Source organism: Herbaspirillum frisingense (assembly GCF_047325095.1).
GTDB lineage: Bacteria > Pseudomonadota > Gammaproteobacteria > Burkholderiales > Burkholderiaceae_D > Herbaspirillum > Herbaspirillum frisingense.
The window spans coordinates 484,159-505,236 of the sequence record NZ_CP168558.1 but is presented as its reverse complement, the minus strand read 5'-3'; the positions used below and the strand labels follow the sequence as shown (position 1 = coordinate 505,236).

Annotated in this window: 17 protein-coding genes; 8 read left to right on the top strand and 9 right to left on the bottom strand. The window is 64.8% G+C overall.

Annotated features, from left to right (window positions below):
- Positions 1 to 165 precede the first annotated feature (165 nt).
- From ACEOAC_RS02325 to ACEOAC_RS02310, 4 genes are all read right to left on the bottom strand, one after another.
- Entirely contained in the window at positions 166 to 1,254 is a 1,089-nt protein-coding gene (locus ACEOAC_RS02325; RefSeq protein ID WP_413443231.1) for an ABC transporter ATP-binding protein, read from the bottom strand.
- Positions 1,255 to 1,339: 85 nt separating this feature from the next.
- Complete coding sequence (locus tag ACEOAC_RS02320) at positions 1,340 to 3,151, bottom strand: ABC transporter permease (RefSeq protein ID WP_413443232.1); 1,812 nt, start codon at positions 3,149 to 3,151, stop codon at positions 1,340 to 1,342.
- Between the two features lie 177 nt (positions 3,152 to 3,328).
- Complete coding sequence (locus tag ACEOAC_RS02315; protein WP_413443233.1) at positions 3,329 to 4,435, bottom strand: ABC transporter substrate-binding protein; 1,107 nt, start codon at positions 4,433 to 4,435, stop codon at positions 3,329 to 3,331.
- A 79-nt stretch (positions 4,436 to 4,514) separates the two neighbouring features.
- On the bottom strand, positions 4,515 to 5,486 hold the full coding sequence (locus ACEOAC_RS02310) for a Bug family tripartite tricarboxylate transporter substrate binding protein (protein ID WP_413443234.1): 972 nt from the start codon (positions 5,484 to 5,486) through the stop codon (positions 4,515 to 4,517).
- A gap of 291 nt (positions 5,487 to 5,777) precedes the next feature.
- On the opposite strand from ACEOAC_RS02310, the gene ACEOAC_RS02305 reads away from it, so the two are divergent.
- Together ACEOAC_RS02305 and ACEOAC_RS02300 are read left to right on the top strand one after the other, a co-directional pair.
- On the top strand, positions 5,778 to 6,452 hold the full coding sequence (locus ACEOAC_RS02305; protein WP_180669520.1) for a response regulator: 675 nt from the start codon (positions 5,778 to 5,780) through the stop codon (positions 6,450 to 6,452).
- Positions 6,452 to 7,909 carry a sensor histidine kinase gene (locus tag ACEOAC_RS02300; protein WP_006461237.1) on the top strand — a complete coding sequence of 486 codons (1,458 nt, stop codon included), beginning with the start codon at positions 6,452 to 6,454 and terminating at the stop codon, positions 7,907 to 7,909. The genes ACEOAC_RS02305 and ACEOAC_RS02300 overlap by 1 nt, the downstream gene beginning before the upstream one ends.
- A 52-nt stretch (positions 7,910 to 7,961) precedes the next feature.
- Here ACEOAC_RS02300 and ACEOAC_RS02295 read toward each other — a convergent pair whose 3' ends face one another.
- Positions 7,962 to 9,755: a methyl-accepting chemotaxis protein gene (locus ACEOAC_RS02295; RefSeq protein WP_413628669.1), complete on the bottom strand. Its 1,794-nt coding sequence runs from the start codon at positions 9,753 to 9,755 to the stop codon at positions 7,962 to 7,964.
- Between the two features lie 401 nt (positions 9,756 to 10,156).
- On the opposite strand from ACEOAC_RS02295, the gene ACEOAC_RS02290 reads away from it, so the two are divergent.
- Positions 10,157 to 10,747: a biliverdin-producing heme oxygenase gene (locus ACEOAC_RS02290; RefSeq protein WP_077234903.1), complete on the top strand. Its 591-nt coding sequence runs from the start codon at positions 10,157 to 10,159 to the stop codon at positions 10,745 to 10,747.
- Between the two features lie 6 nt (positions 10,748 to 10,753).
- The gene (locus ACEOAC_RS02285) at positions 10,754 to 11,221 is read left to right on the top strand and encodes a YbaN family protein (RefSeq protein ID WP_241813496.1); all 468 of its coding nucleotides are present in this window, start codon (positions 10,754 to 10,756) and stop codon (positions 11,219 to 11,221) included.
- Between the two features lie 60 nt (positions 11,222 to 11,281).
- Here the strand turns inward: ACEOAC_RS02285 and mgrA are convergent, their stop codons facing one another.
- The 4 genes from mgrA to ACEOAC_RS02265 form a co-directional block, all read right to left on the bottom strand.
- A complete protein-coding gene (gene mgrA / locus ACEOAC_RS02280) occupies positions 11,282 to 12,316 on the bottom strand; it encodes an L-glyceraldehyde 3-phosphate reductase (protein WP_241813497.1) in 1,035 nt (344 codons plus the stop codon).
- 172 nt (positions 12,317 to 12,488) lie between these two features.
- Positions 12,489 to 14,042: an ATP-binding protein gene (locus ACEOAC_RS02275; RefSeq protein WP_413628668.1), complete on the bottom strand. Its 1,554-nt coding sequence runs from the start codon at positions 14,040 to 14,042 to the stop codon at positions 12,489 to 12,491.
- A complete protein-coding gene (locus ACEOAC_RS02270; RefSeq protein WP_006461231.1) occupies positions 14,026 to 14,739 on the bottom strand; it encodes a response regulator in 714 nt (237 codons plus the stop codon). Before ACEOAC_RS02270 ends, ACEOAC_RS02275 begins: the two co-directional genes overlap by 17 nt.
- Positions 14,740 to 14,798: 59 nt before the next feature.
- Complete coding sequence (locus ACEOAC_RS02265; protein WP_413445586.1) at positions 14,799 to 16,193, bottom strand: ABC transporter substrate-binding protein; 1,395 nt, start codon at positions 16,191 to 16,193, stop codon at positions 14,799 to 14,801.
- A 412-nt stretch (positions 16,194 to 16,605) separates the two neighbouring features.
- On the opposite strand from ACEOAC_RS02265, the gene ACEOAC_RS02260 reads away from it, so the two are divergent.
- From ACEOAC_RS02260 to ACEOAC_RS02245, 4 genes are all read left to right on the top strand, one after another.
- Complete coding sequence (locus ACEOAC_RS02260) at positions 16,606 to 17,898, top strand: ABC transporter substrate-binding protein (protein ID WP_413628667.1); 1,293 nt, start codon at positions 16,606 to 16,608, stop codon at positions 17,896 to 17,898.
- Positions 17,899 to 18,084: 186 nt separating this feature from the next.
- Positions 18,085 to 18,999, top strand: a complete 915-nt coding sequence (locus ACEOAC_RS02255; protein ID WP_006461227.1) for a carbohydrate ABC transporter permease — start codon at positions 18,085 to 18,087, stop codon at positions 18,997 to 18,999.
- A 72-nt stretch (positions 19,000 to 19,071) separates the two neighbouring features.
- On the top strand, positions 19,072 to 19,926 hold the full coding sequence (locus ACEOAC_RS02250) for a carbohydrate ABC transporter permease (RefSeq protein WP_413445453.1): 855 nt from the start codon (positions 19,072 to 19,074) through the stop codon (positions 19,924 to 19,926).
- A gap of 15 nt (positions 19,927 to 19,941) precedes the next feature.
- The gene (locus tag ACEOAC_RS02245) at positions 19,942 to 21,075 is read left to right on the top strand and encodes an ABC transporter ATP-binding protein (RefSeq protein ID WP_182993281.1); all 1,134 of its coding nucleotides are present in this window, start codon (positions 19,942 to 19,944) and stop codon (positions 21,073 to 21,075) included.
- The last annotated feature ends 3 nt before the right edge of the window (positions 21,076 to 21,078 follow it).

Genomic DNA, 21,078 nt, shown 5'->3' with positions numbered 1-21,078 from the left:
TGCGTCGGCACGGGCGCGCCGTGCGACGTCTTCTGGTATTGCGCCCGGCCGCGCCGACGAGCCGGCCGGACGAGCGGGAAGAACGGCGGGTAGCCGTCCGCTCCCTTGCTTCATCGATGGGATGAACCGTTGATAGCCTGGGCGAGCTGCAGCAACGTCAGCGCGTCAGAACGCCCACAGCGCCTGTTCCGGCAGCGACAGCCAGTACTCGCCCTGCTCCAGACGCTGCGGCGCGTAGGCACGCAGGCCGACCGCGCCGGCCGGGCCGCCCTCGACCTTGAACAGGCATTCCCAGCGGTCGCCCAGGTACATGCAGGTTGACAGCGGCAGGCGGATGGCATTGCCGGTCTGCTCGCCGGAGACGCGCACCTGTTCGACGCGGATGATGCCGGTCAGCTGCTGGCCCGGCTGGGCATCGTTGCGGCCGCGCAGGGTGGCAACAGCGGTGCCGCCATCGAGCTTGAGGGTCACACGCTCGCCATCCCGGCTGACTACCTCGGCGGCCAGCTTGTTGTTGCTGCCCATGAACTCGGCGGTGAACAGGGTATCTGGGGTCTGGTACATGCTCTGCGGCGTACCCTGCTGTTCGATGCGGCCATTGTTGAGCAGCAGGATGCGGTCGGAGATCGCCATGGCCTCACCCTGGTCGTGGGTCACCATCAGGGCCGACAGGCCCAGGCGCACGATCAGTTCGCGCAGGAAGGCGCGGGCTTCCTCGCGCAGCTTGGCGTCGAGGTTGGAGAGCGGCTCGTCCAGCAGGATCACCTGCGGGTTGTAGACCAGGGCACGGGCAATGGCCACGCGCTGCTGCTGGCCGCCGGAGAGCTGGTGCGGATAGCGCTCACCCAGGTGGCCCAGGCCCAGTTGCGAGAGCACCGCCTTGACGCGGGTGGCGATCTCGGACGAAGGTGTCTTGCGCAACTTCAGGCCATAGGCCACGTTGTCGGCCACGGTCTTGTGCGGCCACAGCGCATAGGACTGGAACACCAGACCCAGGTTGCGCTCTTCGGCCGGCATCTCGAAGTTGCGGCTGCCATCGAAGACGCGGCGGGTGCCGATGTCGATGCTGCCGGCCTTGGGCGATTCCAGCCCGGCCACGGCGCGCAGCAGGGTGGTCTTGCCGCTGCCGGAGGGGCCCAGCAGGGCCACCACTTCACCGCGCTGCAGTTCCATGGAGACGCCCTTGAGAATGGGGTTGGCGTGGGCGCCGCTACCGTAGTCCAGGTGCAGGTCGTTGACGGAAAGTTCGCTCATGATGATTCCTTTGAAGACGCTTGCTTAAGGGGCGTCGGGCAGCCAGGCGCCCGACGCATGCAATGGATGGATTCGGTTGTCGGAGTCAGTCGTGCAGCTTGACGCCAAAGCGCAGCGCAATGCCCAGGCCCACGGCCACCAGCGTGATGTTGATGAAGGACAGTGCCGCCACCAGTTCCACCGCGCCGGCCGCCCACATGGAGACGATCATGGAGCCGATCACCTCGGTGCCCGGCGAGAGCAGGTAGACGCCGGTCGAGTATTCGCGCTCGAAGATCAGGAACACCATCAGCCAGGCGCCGATCAGCCCATAGCGCACCAGCGGGATGGTGACGTCACGCGTGACACGGGAGCGTGAGGCGCCGACGGCGCGGGCCGCCTCTTCCAGTTCCGGCCCGACCTGCAGCAGGGCGGTATTGATCAGGCGCAGGCCATAGGCCATCCACACCACCGAGTACGCCAGCCAGACCGAGAAGATGGTCGAACGCAGGCCACGCAGCGCCGGGATGAAGCTGTCCACCATCCACAGGGCGATGGGGTTGTCGATGCCCTTCAAGGCCGAATCCAGCAGCGACGGTACGAACAGGAACACCCACAGGAAGGACAGGCCGGCCAGCAGGCCCGGCACCGCACGCGGCACCAGCACGCTGTAGTCGAGGAAGCGGGTGATGCCATCCTGCTTGCGGTGCATGGCCAGGGCGATGGCGGTATAGCAGGCCACCGCCAGGGCGCCACCGATGACACCGATGAGCACCGTGTTGATGATGCCGCGCACCAGCGAGGGCTGGTCCCAGACGTTCAGGAGGTTGTCCAGGGTCAGCACTTCCAGCAGGTTCACGCCGTCACCCCAGTGCGAGACGAAGGTCCGCAGGGCAATACCCGACAGCGGGATCACCACGGTGAAGAGCAGCCAGCCGGCGATCAGCGCGAACGCCACCCAGCGCCATTTGCCCAGCGGCAGAGCCTTCTGGCGCGCGCCCTTGCCCTTGATGGCGACATACTTGTTGGCCGAACGCAGCAGCCAGCGCTGCATCATCACCAGCGGCATGGTCACCGCCACCAGGCACACGGCCACTGCCGCCATCAGATGATAGGACGGCGTCCCCAGCTTGTTGGTGAGCTTGTAGAGATAGGTCGGCAGGACCAGGTGACCTTCCGGATCGCCCAGCACCAGCACCAGGCCGAACACTTCGAAACCGAGGAAGAACACCAGCACGCCCGAATAGGCCAGGGCCGGCGTGATCATCGGCAGCGACACGTTCAAGGCCACCTGCAGCGGCGAGGCGCCGGCCACGCGGGCGGCCTCCTCCACGTCCGAGCCCAGGCTCTTGAGTGCCGACGAGGCGTACAGGTAGACGTGCGGTACGTGGGTCAGGCCGGCGATGATGACGATGCTGGTGAAGGAATAGATGTTCCAGGGGTCGCCCTCGAAACCGAATACCGACAGCAGGTTTTTCATCCACACGGTGTAGAAGCCCACCGGTCCCATCGAGACCACGTAGCCGAAGCCGATCACCATGGGCGAAACGAAGATCGGCACCATCAGCGCCGGGGCGATTAGGCTGCGGCCGGGCAGGTCGGTCCGCACCATCAGGAAGGCCAGCATGCCGCCCAGCGGCACGGCGATCAACGTCAGGCCGGCGGCCAGGGTGAAGCCATTGATGAAGGCCTGGCGGAAGTCCGGATCATCGAAGATGAAGCGGTAGGAATCCAGGGTCAGCGTCTTCACCGGCGCGAAGAATGGCGCCGACAGGAAGCTCTGGTAGAAGATCAGCAGCAGCGGCACGAAGATGGCCAGGGCTGCCAGCAGCACGACCAGGCCGCGTGGCCAGTTCAGCCGGAAACGGCGGACTGGCAGGGCTTGCTCGCTGCGCGCTAGCGTTGTGGAGGTTTGCATGGTGCGCCTCATGAATAGGCAAATCGGGACAAAAGGATCAGAACTGGCAAAGCGACGGCAATACCGCTCCCACGGAGCCGCACAGAGGCGCTCCGGGAGAGCAATGATTCAGACGGATGGAACCTGGCTGCTTGGACGACCCCGCCCGGACCTCCCCGGACCGGACGGAGCAGGGGCTTACTTCTTGGTGGCTTCCTTCCACTGCTTCAGGAAGTCCAGGCGCTTCTTCTGGTCCAGGTATTCCAGCAGTTCGGTGGAGACCGGCATGGGCTTCAGGGCCGCGCCCAGTTGCTTGGTCAGCTCGGCCGAGGTGGTGGCGCCGGTCACGTCGCCACGGATGGCGAACAGCTGCGCGTCATTGGCGATGATGGTCTGGCCGCGCTTGGAGAGGATGTAGTCCACCCACAGCTTGGCGGCGTTGACGTTCTTGCCGGCCTTGTTGACGAAGATCACCCGCGAGAGTACCAGGTTGTAGTCCTTGGTGAAGGCCACGCCGATGGACGGGTCCTTCTTGGCGCGCACCAGGGCGTAGGGGCCGAGGATGTTGTAGCCGATCAGGTTTTCACCGGAAGAGATGCGCTCCAGCATGGTACCGGTGGAGGATTGCACGCGTGCCGCCACGCCGCCCATGGCGCGGGCGAAGTCCCAGAACTGCGGATTGTGCTTGAGGTCGTAGGTCATCAGGCTAAAGCCGACACCGGACTTCTCGATGTCGTAGGTGGTGACCTTGTTCTTGAACTTGTCTTGCTTGGTGGTCAGCAGCTTGGTGAAGTCGGCATGGGTGGTCGGCACTTCGGCTTCGGTCACCAGGCGCTTGTTATAGACAATGGCCGCCGGCTCGAAGGTGGTGCCGTAGGCGGTGTCCTTCCAGTTGGCCCAGGCCGGAACGGCAGCCGCTTCCGGCGACTTGTAGGGCAGCGCATAGCCTTCGGCGGCCAGCTTGACCTGCAGGTCCATCGAGGACGACCACATCACGTCGGCGGTGGCGCCACCGGCGGCCGCCTCGGAGATGAAGCGGTTGTAGGCTTCGGTGGAATTCATGTCGTTGTACTCGACCTTGACGGCCGGATAGAGCGCACTGAAATCCTTGATCAGCGATTCGGCCGCCTTGGAATCGGTGGTGCTGTAGATCACGACCTTGCCTTCCTTCTTGGCGCCTTCGATGATCTTGGCGTAGTCGGCCGGATAGCCGGCAGGGGTATCGGCGTGAGCGACTCCACTCAAGGCGACGGGCAAAGCGAGGGCCAGGCCGAGCGCGATGCTCAGGCGACGTTTGTGCAACATGGATTCTCCTTGATGATGAAAATGGCCCGCGCCGGCAAGTCAGCAGAGAGCGCCTGACGGCGCCTGCCCACCCGCACTGTCAACGCACCAGGCCTAACTCCTGGGACAGCTTGCGATATCGCGCCACGGTCTGCGCGATGTAATCCGAAAGCGGCTTGCCGGTCATGGCAAAGGGCTGCAAGCCGCCGATACTGCGCTGGCGATCGAATGCAGGATCGGCCATCGCCTTGTCGAAATAGCGCACCCAGCGCTGGTAATCGTCCTCGCTGGCATACGGGCTCATGTAGAAGCCGCGGATGATGGGCCACACCACGTCATAACCCTGCTCGCGTGCAGTCGGCACCTCCTGCAACGGTCCCGGCAGGCGCTGCTCGGACAGTACCGCCAGGATGCGCACCTTGCCTTCAGCGATGAAATGGGCGGCCTCCGAGGCGTCGCCGGAAATCACCTGCACGTGGCCGGCCTGCAGGGCCGCGAACGAGTCGCCACCGCCTTCCAGCGCCACGAAATGGAACTGGCGCGGTGCCATGCCGGCACGCTGGACCAGCATGGCCACCTTCAGCCAGTCCTGGCTGCCGGCCGTGCCGGACAGGCCGATGGTGGTGGCCGAGGGATCCTTGCGGATGGCGTCCAGCAACTGCTTCAGGCTGCGCCAGGGCGCATCGCTACGGACTGCGATCATGCCGTGGTCAATCCCGACCCCGGCCACCCAGCGTACATCGCCGACATCGGCGCGACCGTACTTGCCTTGCGCCAGTCCCAGCAGGGACCCCCCTGAAAACGCCACCAGCGAATCCGGACCACCACGGCGGTGCGACACCACCGAACCCCAGGCCACGGCCCCGATGCCACCGGGTAGGTAGGCGACCTTCACGTTGCCCTGGGCGTCGCGGCCGTCCTGTTCCTGCATCACCCGCCGCAACAGCTTGCACGAGGCATCCATGCCACCGCCAGGCTTGGCCGGCACGATGCATTCCACCGCCAGGGCGCACGGCGCCGCGCATGCCAGCAGGCAAGCGGCCACAAAGCGGTGCCAGCGGTTCGCCTTCATGGCGTTAGCGGCACAGGGGATGCAATACGGGACGGGCGGTGTCGGCAGAGCCGACGGACAGGGCGGTCATGATGTGTCTCCTGCATGATCTTTTTTGATATGGGCGCATCGTACAAGAAAAGCCTTTCAGCCGGCTTTCAGTAAAGCTTGCAATGCGGCTTTCTCTCCACAATGGCGGCTACGCGTTTTCCGCAATTGCTGCGCCGGCCATTTCAAAGGGCGACGGCCTTCTGTTAGCATCCGCGCTGGAGACAAGCCGCACCGGACCTACATCAATAAAAAGGCAGCATCATGCGCATCCTGCTGGTCGAAGACCATATCGAACTTTCACGCTGGCTGGCCAAGGCCATGCGTGACGCCCACCTGACCGTGGAATGCGCCCATAACGGCGCCGATGCCGACAGCCTGCTGTTGACGCAGGACTACGCGCTGGTGATCCTGGACCTGACCCTGCCGCGCATGGACGGACTGGAAGTCCTGAAGCGCATGCGCGCCCGTGGCAGTCGCACCCCGGTGCTGATCCTGACCGCACGCGGCGGCCTGGCTGACCGCGTCAGCGGCCTCAACATGGGCGCCGACGACTACCTGGCCAAACCCTTCGAACTGGAAGAACTGGAAGCCCGCGTGAAGGCCCTGCTGCGCCGCTCGCAGAGCCATGAAGCAGTCACCGTCACCTGTGGCGCGCTCAGCTTCGACACGGTCTCGCGCACCTTTACCTATGGCGGCGAACTGCTGGCGCTCACGCCCCGTGAGCATGCCGTGCTGGAAGCGCTGATCGTGCGCCATGGGCATACCGTCCCCAAGGAAAAACTGTTCCAGCAGGTGTTTTCGCTGGACGACAATGCCAGCGTGGATGCCATCGAGATCTATATCCACCGCCTGCGCAAGAAGCTCGAACGCGATGGCGCCGGCAAGGTCGGCATCACCACCCTGCGCGGCCTGGGCTATCTGTTGCAGGCAGTGTGATGGCAACCGCGATCCGGCGCCTGGGCAACCTGCGCAGCCAGCTGGTGCGCTGGTTGCTGATCCCGTTGACGCTGCTGGTGGCGGTGGATGCGGTCTCGGTCTACTACAACGCGCTGGAAGTGGCCGACCTGGCCTACGACCGTTCACTGCTGGCCTCGACCCGGGCACTGGCCGAGCGGGTTTCCATCGTCGATGGTCACGTCACGGCCGATGTGCCCTATGTGGCGCTGGACAGTTTCGAGACCGACAACCTGGGCCGCATCTATTACAAGGTCACCGGCTTGAAGGGTGAGCTGGTGTCGGGCTACGACGACCTGCCGCCGGTGCCGGCCAATGTCAAGCGCTCGGAAGTCTATCCGGCCCTGGTGCGGTTCTACCAGGCGGACTACCACGAGCAACCGATCCGCATCGCCGCCCTGCTGCAGCCGGTGTATGACGACAGCATGCGCGGCATCGCCCTGATCCAGGTCGGCGAGACCATGGAGGGGCGCAATGGCATGACGCGCAAGATCCTGTTCGACACGCTCTGGCGGCAAGGCACGCTGGTATCGGTGGCCGCGCTGCTGGTGTGGTTCGCGGTGCGTTTCGTGCTGCGGCCGGTGATGCAGTTGAAGGGGGAGGTGGAGTCACGCGCGCCAACCGACCTGTCCGGTTTCGATCCGGCGCTGGTGCACAAGGAAATGCGTCCGCTGGTACAGGCCATGAATGGCTACATGGGCCGACTGCAGGCGCTCATCAGCGCACAACGGCGCTTCATCGCCGATGCCTCGCACCAGTTGCGCACGCCCTTGACGGTCTTGAAGACGCAATCCGAACTGACCCTGCGCGAACTGCGTCGTGAGCGCCTCGATGCCGGCGAACTGCGCGATCTGGTCGAGGGCATGGCGCGCACCACCGACTCGGCCGTGCATCTGGCCAATCGCCTGCTGACCCTGGCGCGTGCCGAACACGGCGCGGCCGAAGGCGGCACCATGCGCGTCTCGCTCACCGATGCGGCCCGCCAGGTGGCGCTGGAACTGTCGCAGCAGGCGGTGCTGCGTGACATCGCCCTGGCCTTCGAGGAAGAGGGCGACATCGGCATCCAGGCCAATGCCCTGCTGTTGCATGAATTGATGGTGAACCTGCTGGACAATGCGATCCGCTACACCCCGCCAGGCGGTCACGTCATCCTGCGCGTACGTGCCGCCAGTGCAGCGGGGCAGCCCACCGGTGCGCTGCTGGAAGTGGAAGACGACGGCCCCGGCATTGCCGAGGCCGAGCGTGAGCGCGTGTTCGAACCCTTCTACCGTGCCGGCGCGACCCAGCACGTCAATCCCGGCGGTACCGGCCTGGGGCTGTCCATCGTGCGCGAGATTGCGGCCATGCACCGCGCCAGCGTCACACTGGCGACTCCGTTGCGGGGCAACGGGCTGGTGGTACGGATCGCGTTTCCGGGCGTGGTGGAGTTGCGGACCTGAGCCGTGGCTCCTGGCCGCACAGGCGCAGGAGCCGTTGGCATAGCGATACCTCTCAGAACTGTTCCCAATCCCCGTCGTCGGCAGTCACGGCCTTGCTGCCGGCCTTGGCACTGGCCTTGTTGCTGGCCTTGGTGCTGGCCTTGGTGCTGGCCGCCGGCAAGGCAGGAGGTGTCGCAGTTGCCGCGGCTGGCGATGTCGCAGCCGGTGCTGCTGCCTGCCCTGTTTTGGCCGCCGGGCGGGCGGTCGTCGCAGGCCGCGGCGCAAGCGGCTTGCGTGTGGCTTGCGCGCGCGGGGCATCGTTGCTGCTGAGCTTGAAGACACCCACCGTTTCGCTCAGGCGGACCGACTGCTCCTGCAGCGATTGCGCGGCGGCGGCGGCCTGCTCCACCAGCGCGGCGTTCTGCTGGGTCACTTCATCCATCTGCACGATGGCCTGATTGATCTGTTCGATACCATCGCTCTGCTCATGGCTGGCCGCCGAAATCTCGGCCACCACATCGGTCACCCGCCTGACGCTGGCCACCACCTCGCTCATGGTACTGCCAGCCTGTTCCACCAACCGGCTGCCGTTGTCCACGCGGGCCACCGAATCATCGATGAGGGCCTTGATTTCCTTGGCCGCCGAGGCGCTGCGCTGGGCCAGGGTACGCACTTCGGAGGCCACCACCGCAAAGCCGCGTCCCTGCTCGCCGGCCCGGGCCGCTTCCACCGCCGCATTCAAGGCCAGGATATTGGTCTGGAAGGCGATGCCGTCGATCACGCTGATGATGTCCACGATCTTGCGGGATGCGTCATTGATCTCGCCCATGGTCTGCACCACCTGGCCGACCACGCTGCCGCCCTGCACGGCGACCTCCGAGGCCGTCGCGGCCAGCTGGTTGGCCTGGCGCGCATTGTCGGCGTTCTGCTTGACGGTGGACGTCAGTTCTTCCATGGCCGAGGCGGTCTCTTCCAGCGCACCAGCCTGTTCCTCGGTGCGGGAGGAGAGGTCCAGGTTGCCGGTGGCGATCTCGGAAGAAGCGGTATTGATGGTGTCGGTGCCGGTGCGGACCTCGCTGACGATGCGATGCAGGTTCTGGTTCATGGTCTTGAGCGAGGCCAGCAGCATCCCGGTTTCATCCTTGCTGGTATCGGCGATCTGCACGGTCAGGTCGCCCTGGGCCACGGCGCTGGCGACGTTGACCGCCTCGTTCAGGGGCCGCGTGATGGAACGGGTCACCAGCCAGGCGGCGATCACGCACAGGATGATGGCCACGCCCGAGAGTTCCAGCATCAGGGCGATGGCCGAGTTGGTGGTGTTCTGCCCCTCGATGACACTCTCATCCATCAGGGATTTCTGGAAGACGGCGAATTCGTTGAGCACCTCGAAGTAGCGATCCTGCGCCGGTATCACTTCTGTGAAGAGGACCTCGGTGGCCTCCTCCTTCTTCTGCTGGCGGATCAGTTCACGCAGCTTGTCGCGTGGGGTGTTGTAGGCGGCGCGTGCATCATTGATGGATTTCATCAATTCCTTGCCACGCGCGGTGTTCACCATCTTGTCGACATCGGCCAGCGCCTGGGTGGTCTTGGCGGAGTTGGCCGCACCGCGATCGAGGTAGCGGGTGGCTTCCTCGGGATTGCGCGCCAGCAAGGCATTACGCAGGTTGCGGGCAGCCGAGTTGACGTTCTCGCGGATTTCCATCACCAGCGAAATCTTCACATAGCGGTCCTCCACCACCATCCGGGAGGCCTTGCTGATGCTGTTGAGGCTTTGCATGCCCACGCCGGTGATCAGGCACATGACGCCGATCAATATGGCAAAGCATGCGGCCAGGCGCACGCTGATCTTGATATCCTTGAATTTCATTGGTCGACCCCCATTCGTCGCATTAAAGAGATGCAAGAGAAGCCCGGACCATGCTGCCAGTCCGGACCCGCGCGCGTCTGCAGTCGCGGTCCTGTGGGTGTCGCCTTCGAGCAACCGGCTCGGTCGCGGGCAATCTGTTACCTGAGGACAATCGATCGGCCGCCATTGGCGAGAGCGGAGACCGGTCATGTGCGATGCAATCGGTATAAATTGCGGCGCGTTGCTTGTCAACGGCAGTTTCCCGCGTTACTTGAGCGTTGCTCGCCCGCCCCGGCCGTCGCCCCGCAGCCGCGCTGGCGCTTTGGGTTAGAATGCGCGTTGCCGTCAGCCTTCTCCACCCTGCCAGGCCGGGTCCGCCAGCCACTCCTCCCTGTGCCGCGCCTGACCAGTCCTGACCATCGATGAATCCAGTCACTCCCCACCCCGCACCACTGTCGGTGCGCCTGAAGTCCGAGACCGCCGATCTGCACCAGCAGATGCACGCGCTCATGGAAAGGGCGCAGCCTTTTTCCGATCGCCTGCACTACAGCCGCTTTGTGGCGGCGCAATATCATTTCCAGCGCGACGTCGAACATCTCTTCGATGACCCCGGACTGCAGGCCGCCCTGCCCGATCTGCAGGTACGTGGTCGAGAAGCAGCGGCACTGGCCGATCTGGCCGACCTGCAGGCAGCGCCGGGTGAGGTGACCATCGCCACGGCCTCGGTACGGATGCCGCAAGCCTGGGGCTGGCTCTACGTGTCGGAAGGATCGACCCTGGGCGCGGCCTTCCTGTTGAAGGAGGTCCAGGACAAGCTGGGCCTGTCCGAACACTTCGGCGCACGCCACCTGGCGGCCTATCCGGAAGGCCGGGCGCTGGCCTGGCGTCGCTTCGTTGGCTTTCTCGATGCCAGCGAGCTGACAACGGCCGAGCAGGATGCCGTGGTGGCCGGCGCGACGGCGGCCTTCGAACGTTTCGGCGTGCTGCTCAGGCGCCATTTCGCGCTGGATTGAGGCAACGTGGACCATCCGGCTCCGGATCCGCGGCAGGACGCCGCTCCTGAAGAACACTCCCCCAACGCCAGCTCGCTGGCGCCACCGCGCACGCGCTGGCTATGGCTGCTGCTGGCCTATGCCAGCCTGGGCCTCGGCATCATCGCCCTCTTCATCCCCGGCATCCCCACCACCGAGTTCGTGCTGCTCTCGGCCTGGGCCGCCGGCCGTGGTTCGCCGCGGCTGCAGCGCTGGCTGGAACAGCACCGCCTGTTCGGCCCGATGATCCACAACTGGCGCCATGGCCGCGTGGTGGCGCGGCGCGCCAAGATCAGCGCCTCGCTGATGATGAGCCTGTGTCTGGTGATCATGCTCTTTACGGTCAAGCGCCACTGGGTGATCGTGCTGGCCACGCTGGGCATGGCCCTGGGCGCGGCCTGGATGTGGTCGCGCCCGGAACGCACAGAAGACGCCGAGCCCGGCGAGCGCTCATGAAAAAAGCCCGTGCCGCGATGACGGCACAGGCTTCCTGGATCGCACCCTTGCAGGCCGGGCTCAGGTAATGGACGACGACACCTTCCACAGATCGACATCGCCATCGGTGGCATGGGTGTCGATGCGGGCCAGTTCATCGGCGCTGAAATCCAGCTTCTTCACGGCATCCAGCGAATCATCCAGCTGCTCCACGGTGCGCGCACCGATCAGTGCCGAGGTCACGCGGACATCGCGCAGCACCCAGGCGATGGCCATCTGCGCCAGGGTCTGGCCGCGCTGGCTGGCGATCTCGTTCAAGGCACGGATGCGCGCCAGGTTGTCTTCCGACAGCATGCGCTGCGGCAGCGAGGGCGCACGCGTGACGCGCGCGCCTTCCGGCACGCCGGCCAGGTACTTGGAGGTCAACAGGCCCTGTGCCAGCGGCGAGAAGCCGATGCAGCCCACGCCCAGCTCTTCCAGCGCCGGCAACAGCCCCTGTTCGATACTGCGGTTGAGCATGGAATAGTTGGGCTGGTGGATCAGCAGCGGCACCCCCTCGCTCTTGAGGATGGCGGCGGCCTTGCGGGTCAGTTCGGGTGAATAGGAAGAAATGCCCACATACAGCGCCTTGCCCTGGCGATGCAGGTGGGCCAGCGCGCCCATGGTCTCTTCCAGCGGGGTGTCGGCATCGACCCGGTGCGAATAGAAGATGTCCACGTAATCCAGGCCCATGCGCTTGAGGCTCTGTTCGCAACTGGCGATCAAGTGCTTGCGCGCGCCGCTGGGACCGCCATACGGGCCGGGCCACATCTGCCAGCCGGCCTTGCTGGAGATGACCAGTTCGTCGCGATAGGGGGCGAAATCCTTGGCCATGTAGCGGCCGAAGTTCTCTTCGGCGGAACCGGCCGGCGGGCCGTAGTTGTTGGCCAGGTCGAAGTGGGTGACGCCACGGTCGAAGGCGCGACGCAATACGGCGCGGCCGGTCTCGAAGTTGTCGACGCCACCGAAGTTCTGCCACAGGCCCAGCGACACGGCGGGCAGCAGCAGGCCGCTGCGGCCGGTGCGGCGATAGGGCATGCGGCCATCGTAGCGGGAGGGTTCGGCGATATAGCTCATGAGTCTCCTTGGGGAAGTTCCACTGTAGGGATTGAGGGGATGACCACTTCCTGAGTGGTGGTGCGCAGAAGTCTACGCTTCCGTCGCTTATTCATTAAATGCAATATTTCGATGCAATTGATCTGTCTGACTGATCAATCTACCGGCCCGCTCCCGCCTTCGCGCCGACCGATCAGCGGGCCGGCAGGATGATGGTGGCAATCAGTCCGCCCTCGGGATGGTTGCGCAGCAGCAGTTCACCACCATGGGCCTGCACGATGTTGCGCGAGATGCCCAGGCCCAGCCCCATGCCACCGCTGTTCTGGGCACGGCCATGCTCCAGTCGCACATAGGGCTGGAACAGGGTGCGCATGGCGTCTTCCGGCACGCCGGGACCGTGGTCGCGGATCTCGATCTCGACCAGGTCGCCGTCGGCACCGGCCGAGGGACGAATGCTGATCTCGACCTTCTGGCCATAGTACAAGGCATTGTCGAACAGGTTGCCGATGGCGCGCTTTAAGGCCAGCGGCTTGGCCATGACATTGATGCCGGAGGGTGTGAAGGCGATCTCGTGGCCGGCCAGCCGGGCGTCGCGGATCATGCGCAGCACCAGCGCATCGAGGCGGACCTCGGTGCGGTTCTCGTGGATGTCGCTGTCCTTCACCGATTGCAGGGCGCCCTTGACCATCATGTCCAGCTCATCGAGGTCGTCATGGAAATCGGTGCGCATGGCATCGTCATCCATGAGCTCGGTGCGCAGTTTCAGTCGCGTGATGGGGGTGCGCAGGTCATGCGAGATGGAGACGAACAGGCGCTCGCGATCTTCGAGATAGCGCTTGATACGTTCGCGCATGCCGGAGAAGGCGCGCGCGGTCTTGACGTATTCGCGGCTGCCGGTGCCGGGCAGGCTGGGCACGGTCTCGCCCTTGCCGAAGGCTTCGGCGGCGTCGGCCAGCGCCGCCAGCGGGCGCGTGGTCCAGCGCACCACGAGGATGGTCAGCAGCAGGATCGCCGCCAGCGACAGGCCCTGCAGCACCAGCCGGTCCAGCCAGAGCGGATTGTCGCTGTCGAGGAAGTAGGGGTTGGGCATCAGCGCGGCCAGGTAGATCCAGCGCCCGCTTTCCACCTGCATCTGGATCACCAGCACCGGCGCCGAGTTGGGCTTGGTCAGCAGGATGTGCTGCACCCAGTTGTCGGGCAGGTCGTTGACGGTGAGGCCATCGCTGGCCACCGGCAGGCCGTCCGGCCAGGCAAAGGCCAGCCGCGCTTCGGGCAGGAAAGGCAGGTCTTCGCGCAGGGTCTGCGCGGTCACCTCGATGGCCAGGTTCGCCAGGCGGCTCTCGCCGATGGACTTGACCGGCACCGCGCTGCTGTTGGCGTTGATGAAGAAGCGAGTGCCGCCCATCTCGCGCAATTGCTGGATCATCAGCGGACGGTAGTTGGGCGGCAGGGTCATGAAGTAACGCACCGCCGAGGCTGCGCTGTGGGCCAGGTGCTGCGCGGCTACGCGGGTTTCCGCCTCGGACTTGCTGCGGAGCTGGATGTCCCAGATCAGGCCGCCGGCCACCTGCGTGACCAGCACGCCGAAGATCATCACCACCGACAGCCGGCCCAGCAGGGAATCCGGCAGCATCCAGTCCAGCAGCGCGGCCAGGCGACCGCGCAGGCTGGGTGAGCGGGTCTCTTCTGCTGCATCAGGAGGCGTCAGCGCCGTCTCCGGCGCCGCGCTCTCAGGCGGCTGCGGCACTGACGTCGGCGGAGAAGACATAGCCGGCACCGCGCACGGTCTTGATCAGGTGCGGCTGGCGGCCACCATCGTTCAGTCGCAGGCGCAGCTTGCTGATCTGCACGTCCAGCGAGCGGTCCAACGGACCGGCGTCGCGTCCGCGCGTTTCTTCGCAAAGCACGTTGCGGTCCAGCACGTCGCCGGGATGTTCGACGAAATACTTCAGCAACTGGTAGTCCATGCCGGTCAGAGCCACGATGGCGCCGGCACTGTCGGTGAGAGTGCGCTCCACCGTGTCGAGCGTGAAGCCCGAGAAGCGGTAGTAGCGCGGTGCGGCACTGCTGTCGATGCCGATGCGACGGTGGATGGCCTTGATCCGTGCCAGCAGCTCGCGCGGGCTGTAGGGCTTGGCGATGTAGTCGTCGGCACCCAGTTCCAGTCCGACCACGCGGTCGGTCTCGTCCGAACTGGCGGTGAGCATGATGACCGGCACATTGGACTTGCGACGCACCGCCTTGCACAGGGCGAAGCCGTCGGTATCCGGCAGCATCACATCCAGGATCACCAGCGAGAGCTCGTCGGCAAAGCGCTGGAACTCGGTCATGAAGGCTGCGCCGTCATGGGCCAGACGGACCTCGTACTGGTTCTTTTCCAGATAGGCCTTCAAGAGCGTGCGGGTCTTCTGGTCATCGTCGACGATCAATATCTTGCGCGTCATGTTGCTGCTCCATCTCCGTGTTTCCTGGAACTCATTTCACATCCGTGGATGCGATGAGCCTAATCATTGCGATTGCGCGACAGGGTGCGCGCAATCGCTGCAAGTCGTTTCTGTGTCTGTTCTTCGCTGATGCTGCGGTCCAGGAAGAAGCGCTGCACCTCGGCCACGATGGCATCCTTGGTGGTGTCGTCGGTGGCCATGCGGTGGACCAGGCTGGGCGCCTGCCAGGCCGGGCCTTTGCTGAAGGCGCGCCAGGAATCCCTGGCGCAGCGGTCCATGTGCGGGTCGGCCGCACGCAGTACGGGGATCGAACCCTTGATCCTATTGTATTCGGACTGCACCGCCGGTGACATGGTCAGCCGCGCCAGAGTTTCCTGCATGGCCTGGTGCGCGTAGTTGCCGGCGAACATGGCCAGGGTGTCAGTGCTGTAGAGGTGGAAATCCCCCGTGCCGGGGACCGGGGCGCAACCGAACTGCTGGTCCACTTCCATGCCCCAGGCATTGAGCTCGCCCTTGGCCCAGTCACCCATGATGAGCATGGCCGCCTCGCCGCTGACCATGCTGCGCGCCACCTCGGTCCAGGGGCGCTCGCGCACCGGCTGCGCCATCGCCGCCGACAGTCCGCGCAGGCGCTTGAGGATATGCAGCATGCGCGCATCCAGATAAGCCGCCGGGCTCATCTCCACGAACAGCCTCCGGTAGTAGGCCGGGCCGCTCTCGGCCAGCGCCAGGTTCTCGAACAGGGTGGCCAGCTGCCAGGCTTCGGCGCTCTGCGCCAGCGGCGTGATGCCGCTGCCCTGCAGCTTCTTGACGATCTGGTCGAAGTCGTCCCAGGTCTTGGGCGGGCTCAGGTTGTAGCGCTTGAAGATGGCGGTGTTGTAGAACAAGGAATTGATGCGGTGGATGCCCAGCGGCGCCGCCACCACGTGTCCGTGGTTGTTGAGCAGCGACCAGACAGTAGGGAACATCTGCTTTTCCCAAGCGCCCTGCACGGCCACATTGTCCAGCTCCAGCAGCAGCCCCAGGTCGGCCCATTCGCCGAAGACCACGCCGTTGAGTTGTGTCACTTCGGGGGCGCGGTTGGCCAGCACCATGCTCTTCAGGACCTTGGCCGCACCCATGCCGGCGCCACCGGGAATGGCGACGTCGCGCCACTGGATATCCTGTTTCGCCAGCTGGTTGACCACCACGTTGATGGCCTGGCGCTCGCTGGCCGAGGTCCACCAGTGCAACACCTGCAGGGAGCCGCCACCGGAGGACGGCGGGACCGGTGAAGATGAGGATGACGAGGATAGCGATACGCCGGAAGCCGGGCCGGAGCTCGACAGTGGCAGCGACTGCGCCTGCGCCCCATTCCACCCCCAGCCCAGCCATAGCGCGAGCAGACACAGCAGGGCCGGCCAGCAGGTGGCCGGGCCGGTGCGTGCATTCGCGGGCCGTTTCTTTTTTATCATGGGGTGCGTGTCTCCAAACCGGGAGAGACTATAGCCGGGTGCATGCCAATGCGCAATTTGCATGCGCCCCGGCGGGAGCCCGATCCTGCCTTGCGAAGCATGAAGCCGGTTTATCTCTTGTTAAGAAACGTAAGCCTTGCTCTGCTTATCTTATCCACAGGCCAACGCCAATGCTGCGCATCACCATCCCTTGCCTCGACGTCCAGACCGCCTGCAGATGCTGCAGGCCATGTAAGGATATGTAATGGCAAGAATCCTGCCCATTCTTAAATTATTCTTTTAAATCAATAACTTAAAAATACTCCAAGGGTCCTGGCACCGTTGCTGGCATCACATGATCGGCGCTGCTACTGTCACGGCGTTTCGTCGCGGCTGGCGTGCGGCGATCCCCACAACACCAAGGAGACCCAAGATGCAGACCGAAAAAAAGCCTGGTCGTTTTTCCCTCATCCCGCGCCGTCCACTGCTGGCCGCCTGCGCCCTCGCCCTGGGCCTGGCCGGCGGCCTCGGTGCCGCGCACACCCAGGCCGGTACGCTGACCATCGAAAGCTGGCGCGTGGACGACCTGCCGCTGTGGCAGGAAGTACTGATCCCCGCCTTCCAGCGCAGCAATCCCGGCATCACCGTGAAGTTCTCGCCCACCGCCCCGACCGAATACGATTCCAGCCTGGCCGCGCGCCTGGCCGGCGGCACGGCCGGTGACCTGGTGGCCTGCCGCCCCTTCGATGTCTCGCTCTCGCTCTACAACAAGGGCCACCTGGAAAAGCTGGACGGCAAACCCGGCATGGAATATTTCGCACCGGCCGCCAAGGCCGCCTGGCAGACCGATGATGGGAAGGACACCTTCTGCATGCCAATGGCCTCGGTGATCCACGGCTTCTTCTACAACACCAAGATCTTCAAGGAACTGAACCTGGAACCGCCCAAGACCGAGGCCGAGTTCTTCAAGCTGCTCGATACCGTCAAGGCCAACGGCAAGTATGCGCCGCTGGTGATGGGCACGGCCGAACAGTGGGAATCGCACCAGGTGCTGTTCACCGGCATCGGCCCCAACTACTGGAAGGGCGAGGAAGGCCGCAAGGCGCTCATCGCCGGCCGTGCCAAGTTCACCGATCCGCAATTCGTGGCCGCCTGGGAGTATGAAGCCAAGCTCGGCAAGTACCTGCCCAAGGGCGCCTCGGCCCAGACCTACAGCGACAGCCAGAACATGTTCGCCCTGGGCAAGGGCGCGGTGTATCCGGCCGGCTCCTGGGATATCGCCTACTTCAACGGCAAGATGGACTTCGCCGCCTTCCCGCCACCGGTGCCCAAGAACGGCGATGCCTGCTACATCTCCGACCACAACGACATCGGCATGGGCATCAACAGGAAGTCCAGGAACAAGGAAGACGCCTACAAGTTCCTGGCCTGGCTGGGCTCGCAGGAATTTGCCGATCTCTATACCAACAAGGTCACCGGCTTCTTCTCGCTGTCGAACCACCTGATCTCGGTGAAGGACCCGATTGCCAAGCAGATGATGGGCTGGCGCAAGAACTGCGCTTCCACCATCCGCGTCAATTCGCAGATCCTCAACCGTGGCACGCCGAGCATGGAAAACGAGATGTGGAACGTCAACGCCCAGGTGCTCAACGGCAAGCTCACGCCGCAGGATGCAGCCGCCAAGATCCAGGCCGGCTTTGCCAAGTGGTACAAGCCGCAGCAGTAAGGCTGCTTCACTGAGGTAAGCAGTACCCGCCCGTTCGGGCTGAGTAGCGGCAACACCGCGTATCGAAGCCTGATCTGAGCCCGTCGAAGGGCGCACCGTCCGCGCGCCTTCGATACGGCCCTCGCGGGCCTACTCAGTCCGAACGGGAGTAGATGTCCGCGCTCCCCCTTCAGGAACAGGAGACCCATGAAAACCATCCGCGCCTGGCAACTGGCGGTGCTGCTCGCGCCGGCCGTGCTGATCTACGCACTCTTCAGCGCCCTGCCCCTGCTGGACACCCTGCGCCTGGGCTTCTATACCGCCAATGACGCCGGGGTGCGCAGCTTCGTGGGGCTGGACAACTACCGCACCATCCTGTTCGACCCCGACTGGTCGGCCGCCTTCTGGAATGCCATGTGGAACAACGTCAAGTTCTTCTGCCTGCACATGCTGCTGCAGAACCCCATCGGCCTGCTGCTGGCGACGCTGTTCAGCCTCAAGGGCCTGCGCGGGGCGCGTACCTATCGCACGCTGATCTTCCTGCCCACGCTGTTGTCGGTGGTCATCATCGGCTTCATCTGGCAGCTGATCCTCTCGCCGCTGTGGGGCGTGGGCGAAAAGCTGCTCGGCCTGGTCGGCCTGGCCGACTGGTTCGCGCCCTGGCTGGGGCAGGAATCCACCGCCCTGGTGACCCTCTCGCTGATCTCGGTATGGCAGTACGTGGGCATACCCATGATGCTGATCTACGCTGCCCTGCTGGCGGTGCCCGAAGAAGTGCTGGAAGCCGCCCACGCCGAGGGCGCCAGCGCCATGCGCATCTTCTGGCAGATCAAGCTGCCGCTGATCTATCCGACCCTGGGGCTGGTGACCATCCTGACCTTCGTGGCCAACTTCAATGCCTTCGACCTGATCTACTCGGTCAAGGGCGCGCTGGCCGGCCCCAACTACGCCTCCGACCTGCTGGGAACCTACTTCTATCGCACCTTCTTCGGCTACCAGGCGCAGATCGGCAGCCCCACCATGGGCGCGGCGGTGGCCACGCTGATGTTCCTGGTGATCCTGGGTGGCGTGGGTGCGTATTTCGTGATGGTGCAGCGGCGCCTGACGCGCTATGCGATGTGAGGGGAGGATGACGACATGCTGGCTTCTTCCCCATCCTCCCCACGTTCCCCACTTTCCACCGCTCCCGACACCATGCGCAAACCCACGCTGATCCAACGCAGCTTCGGCACCGCCGGCCATCTCTGGGTACATGTGGTGCTGTGCCTGTATGCGGTGATTGCGCTGTTTCCGATTGCGCTGATCCTGATCAACTCGGTCAAGACCCGCAACGCCATCTTCGAAGGCCCGATGGCCCTGCCCACGGCCGAGACGCTGACCTTTGCCGGCTTCCAGAAGGTGCTGGCCGGCACCCACTTCCTGCTCTACTTCGGCAATAGCCTGGTGGTCACCGTGGCGGCGCTGGTGCTGATCGTGCTGTTCGGCGCAATGGCGGCCTGGGCGCTGACCGAGTACCGTTTCTTCGGCAACCGCGCGCTGAACTCCTTCATCGCCGTCGGCATCATGATCCCGATCCGGCTGGGCACGGTCTCCATCCTGCAGCTGGTGGTGGCGCTGGACCTGATCAACACCCGGACCGCCCTGGTGCTGGTCTATACCGCGCAGGGATTGCCGCTGGCGGTGATGATCCTGTCCGAGTTCATGCGCCAGATTCCGGGCGAGCTCAAGGATGCGGCGCGCTGCGATGGCGTGGGCGAGCTGGGCATCTTCTTCGGCGTGATCCTGCCGCTGCTGCGCCCGGCCATCGCGACCGTGGCGGTGTTCACCATGATCCCGGCCTGGAACGACCTCTGGTTCCCGCTCATCCTCGCCCCCGGGGAAGACACCCGCACCGTCACGCTGGGGGTGCAGCAGTTCATCGGGCAATACGCCACCGACTGGAATTCGGTGCTGGCCGCGCTGTCGATGGCGGTCATCCCGGTGCTGTTGCTGTACATGGCCTTCTCGCGCCAGCTGATCCGCGGCCTGACCTCGGGCGCCGTCAAATAATCAAAAGGAGACCTCATGGCACACGTCAACATCAAGCAACTGCGCAAGACCTACGACGGCCGCGCCGATGTGCTGGCCGGGCTGAACCTCGATATCCGCGATGGCGAATTCTGCGTGCTGGTCGGCCCGTCCGGCTGCGGCAAATCGACCCTGCTGCGCATGCTGTGCGGGCTGGAAGAGATCAGCGGCGGCGAGCTGGCCATCGGCGGCCAGGTGGTCAACCACCTGCCACCGGCCGAGCGCGGCATCGCCATGGTCTTCCAGAGCTATGCGCTGTATCCGCACATGAACGTGTACAAGAACATGGCCTTCGGCCTGAAGGTGGCCGGCAGCAGCAAGAGCGAGATCGACCGCCGCATCCGCCATGCGGCCTCGATACTGAAGATCGATCACCTGCTGCAGCGCCTGCCGCGCGAGCTCTCGGGCGGGCAACGCCAGCGCGTAGCCATCGGTCGCGCCATCGTGCGCCAGCCACGCCTGTTCCTGTTCGACGAGCCGCTGTCGAACCTGGACGCGGCCCTGCGGGTGCAGACCCGGCTGGAGATCGCCAAGCTGCATCGCCAACTCGCGGCCACCATCGTCTACGTGACCCACGACCAGGTGGAAGCCATGACCCTGGGCGACAAGATCGTGGTCATGCACGAAGGCCGCATCCAGCAGGCCGGCACGCCGCTGGAGCTGTACCAGCAGCCGCAGAACCTGTTCGTGGCCGGCTTCATCGGTTCACCGAAGATGAACTTCTTCCAGGGCGTGGTCACCCGTTGTGACGATCGCGGCGTACAGGTGGAAATCGCTGGCGGGCTGCGACTGCTGGCCGATGTCGACCCCACCGGGGTACAGGTCGGCGAGGCGGTCACGCTGGGCCTGCGTGCCGAACAGATCCGCGAGGGTCTGGGCGACGGCCAGCCCTTGCACGGCGTGGTCAACCTGGTGGAACACCTGGGCGAAGCCAACTTCCTCTACGTCAGCCTGGACGGCGGCCATGACATCGTGGTGCGCGGCGACGGCAACCGCAGTGTGCGCATCGGCGAGCAGGTGGCGCTGTCGGTCCAGAGCCAGGCCTTCCATCTCTTCGATGCCCAGGGCCAGGCCCTGCGCCGGCGCCAGCCGGGCAACCTGCAATCGGCGCGTCGCCTGGACGAGGCCTGAACC